The organism is Helicobacter pylori FD535 (assembly GCF_000296015.2).
Classification (GTDB): domain Bacteria; phylum Campylobacterota; class Campylobacteria; order Campylobacterales; family Helicobacteraceae; genus Helicobacter; species Helicobacter pylori_CT.
The window spans coordinates 1-2,626 of record NZ_AKHP02000054.1 but is presented as its reverse complement, the minus strand read 5'-3'; the positions used below and the strand labels follow the sequence as shown (position 1 = coordinate 2,626).

At 38.6% G+C, this 2,626-nt stretch carries 3 protein-coding genes and 1 pseudogene; 2 read left to right on the top strand and 2 right to left on the bottom strand.

All coding sequences use genetic code 11. The annotated features are described in order from the left end of the window. Positions 1 to 460, top strand: a pseudogene (locus tag DV63_RS15895) (TonB-dependent receptor); the annotation flags it as partial. Here the strand turns inward: DV63_RS15895 and ruvC are convergent. After that, positions 461 to 934 carry a crossover junction endodeoxyribonuclease RuvC gene (ruvC, locus tag DV63_RS15890; protein ID WP_001221173.1) on the bottom strand — a complete coding sequence of 158 codons (474 nt, stop codon included), beginning with the start codon at positions 932 to 934 and terminating at the stop codon, positions 461 to 463. A gap of 130 nt (positions 935 to 1,064) precedes the next feature. Between ruvC and DV63_RS15885 the strand changes: the two genes are divergently transcribed. Then, a complete protein-coding gene (locus DV63_RS15885; RefSeq protein ID WP_000646770.1) occupies positions 1,065 to 1,796 on the top strand; it encodes an NYN domain-containing protein in 732 nt (243 codons plus the stop codon). Between the two features lie 450 nt (positions 1,797 to 2,246). Here the strand turns inward: DV63_RS15885 and DV63_RS15880 are convergent. Then, a partial coding sequence (locus DV63_RS15880; protein WP_020982473.1) for a PBECR2 nuclease fold domain-containing protein occupies positions 2,247 to 2,626 on the bottom strand: 380 nt, incomplete at its 5' end.

Genomic DNA, 2,626 nt, shown 5'->3' with positions numbered 1-2,626 from the left:
GGCGGATAGCTATGAGCTTGCCGCAAGCACCGGTAATGTTTTCATCATCAAATTGGATTACACCATCCCCAAAACAGGGATCAATCTTGCATGGCTTAGCCGTTTTGTTACCGGTTTAGATTATTGCGGGTTTGATATTTACTTGCCTGATTACGGGACAGCTGAAAAACCCAAAACCCCTACCGATTTAGCCAAATGCGGATCCCAGTTAGGGTTAGTGCGTATGCATAAACCGGGCTATGGCGTGAGTAATTTTTATATCAATTGGAGTCCTAAAACCAAAAGCCGCTGGAAAGGTTTGTTGCTTTCGGCTGTGTTTAATAATGTTTTCAACAAATTCTATGTGGATCAAACAAGCCCTTATGTCATGAGCCCGGATATGCCAGGCACGGACGCTGTTAAAAGAGCGATCGCCGAGCCCGGGTTTAACGCGCGTTTTGAAGTGGCTTACAAATGGTAGTTAATGGAGTTTTAAGCGTTGCGCATGCGTGATAGCAACGGCTATCGCATCGCTAATATCCAAAGGCTTGATTTCGCTTGTGATGTTAAGCAGGCGTTTGACCATAAAGGCCACTTGCTCTTTAGCGGCTTTCCCGTTACCGGTCAGGGCTTTTTTGACTTGTAAGGGCGTGTATTCGCTAAAATTACCGATCCTTTCTAAAATCTTTAAGGACAACGCCCCCCTGAATTGCGCGAGTTTGATCACGCTTTTAGGGTTATACGCAAAAAAAATATCTTCAATCGCCACTTCATTAACTTCGTAACGATCCAATAAGCAATCTAAGGCTTCTATCAAATCTAAAATCTGTTCTTGCAAGCGTGTCGTGGTGATATTAATGAATCCGGCCGTGATTAAAGAAAGCTTGTTAGAAGTGTGAGAAATGATAGCATACCCGCATTTCCTACTGCCCGGATCTATCCCTAAAATACGCATCAACCATTCCTGTTTGTTTATCGCAAGGTTTAAAAAACGCTATTATTATATCCATGTTTTTTGTTAGCACAAAATACAAGATTGCATTAAGAATTTTAAAAAATTTAGCATATAAATAAGGGAGCAATAAATGAAAGCAAACACAATCATACTAGTGGATTGGGAGAATTTCAGGCGCGATATTAAACAAACAAAATGCGTTAATTACAATATCGCTTTAGATGTGATCGTTACTATTAGGGCTTTTTTACTGGATGATGAATGGATCAGCCGTATTTACTTTTATACCACCCCACCCTTTGATTTTGAACATGCGTTATGGGATAAGAGGAATGACACTCTCCAAAATGAAAAAAATCCGGGAACAGAAATGAAAATCTTCACGAGCAGCGACATTGAAGAGATCTTACAAAGCAGTGAAGCGACTAAATGGGAGAAGATTTATAGCGATGTGGAAAATTTCCAACACGATCTGGCTTCATTGGATCAAGTGGAATTGAGGTTAGGGAGAACGAAGTTGCATGCAATAAGGGTGGAGTTTGATGGGAGTTATAGGGCGTTATTGGAACAAAAGCAGGTGGATATGCTCATGGGTCTTGACATTCAAAGAATAGCCTTTAAAAAAATAGCCGATAGGATTTTGATATTTTCAAAAGATACGGATTTGATCCCAGCGCTCAAATTAGCCAGAGATGAGGGGCTAAGGGTGGATATTGCCGATTTGTCTAACCGATTGTCTCTTCTTAGCCAGGATTTGAAATACAATTCGGATAAAGTGAGGAAATTGAGCAGCAACGAAGTCAAAGACAAGCTTTTTTCAATCAGAGAAAATCTCACTAAAACCAACTGGGCTTTAAACTAAAAAATCAACGAGGTTCTAGTAACGATGCAAACAGAGTAACTAAAATTTCTTTTTTTTTTTTTTTTTTGAAAAATTAAAGAAACAAGGAGTCAATCCAACCCGATTAATTTAAAAATACCAAATCACGCACCAAGAACATTCAAAACCACCACCAATGATGAGAATGGCTTAAAAAATAAACTCCAAAGACTTTAACCAGCTAACCCATTAACGATCCTATTCTTTGGGTTGCGGGAGTTTAAAATGAAGGGTCTTACTGCCCTTATCGGTTTGGATTTTAACCTCCATGAGATTCTTACAATCGTGTTCTATTGTCAGAGATTCTCCAAATTTAAGCGTGAACATAGCGGTTTTTTTGACTGGGTGGGTGAGGCTTTCTTTCCATCTTCTTACTCCTTGACTTATTCAAATTTTTGTTTTATCATTTCAATGCAAGCCCACTCCATCGGCTTATTCTTTAAGCGTTCTTGCCTGCGGAATGAAAGAGTGGATAATGTCCGCCTTGTCAATCTCTGCTTTAAGATAATTTTCCGAAGTTCTTAATCCCGTTATAAGCTTACTATCATTATCCTGTGTGACTAAAAAATAATAGATCGTTTTAGGATCGCCTTGGAAGGCTTTGATATGCTCTTTTTTAACCTCCTTACCTTTATCTTTGAAAATAAGCGTAATATCGGGTTCTTTTAAGGTAGGTTCTACTAAATGCAAGTAAGCTAATCGGTGCTTGCCATCAGGCTTATTTTTTAAATGTTTAATGAAATTTTCTTTATTTTCAACACCATTAAAATCGTTAAAAAAGCCCTCGTATTCTTTCATTTTAATTTTCAAGC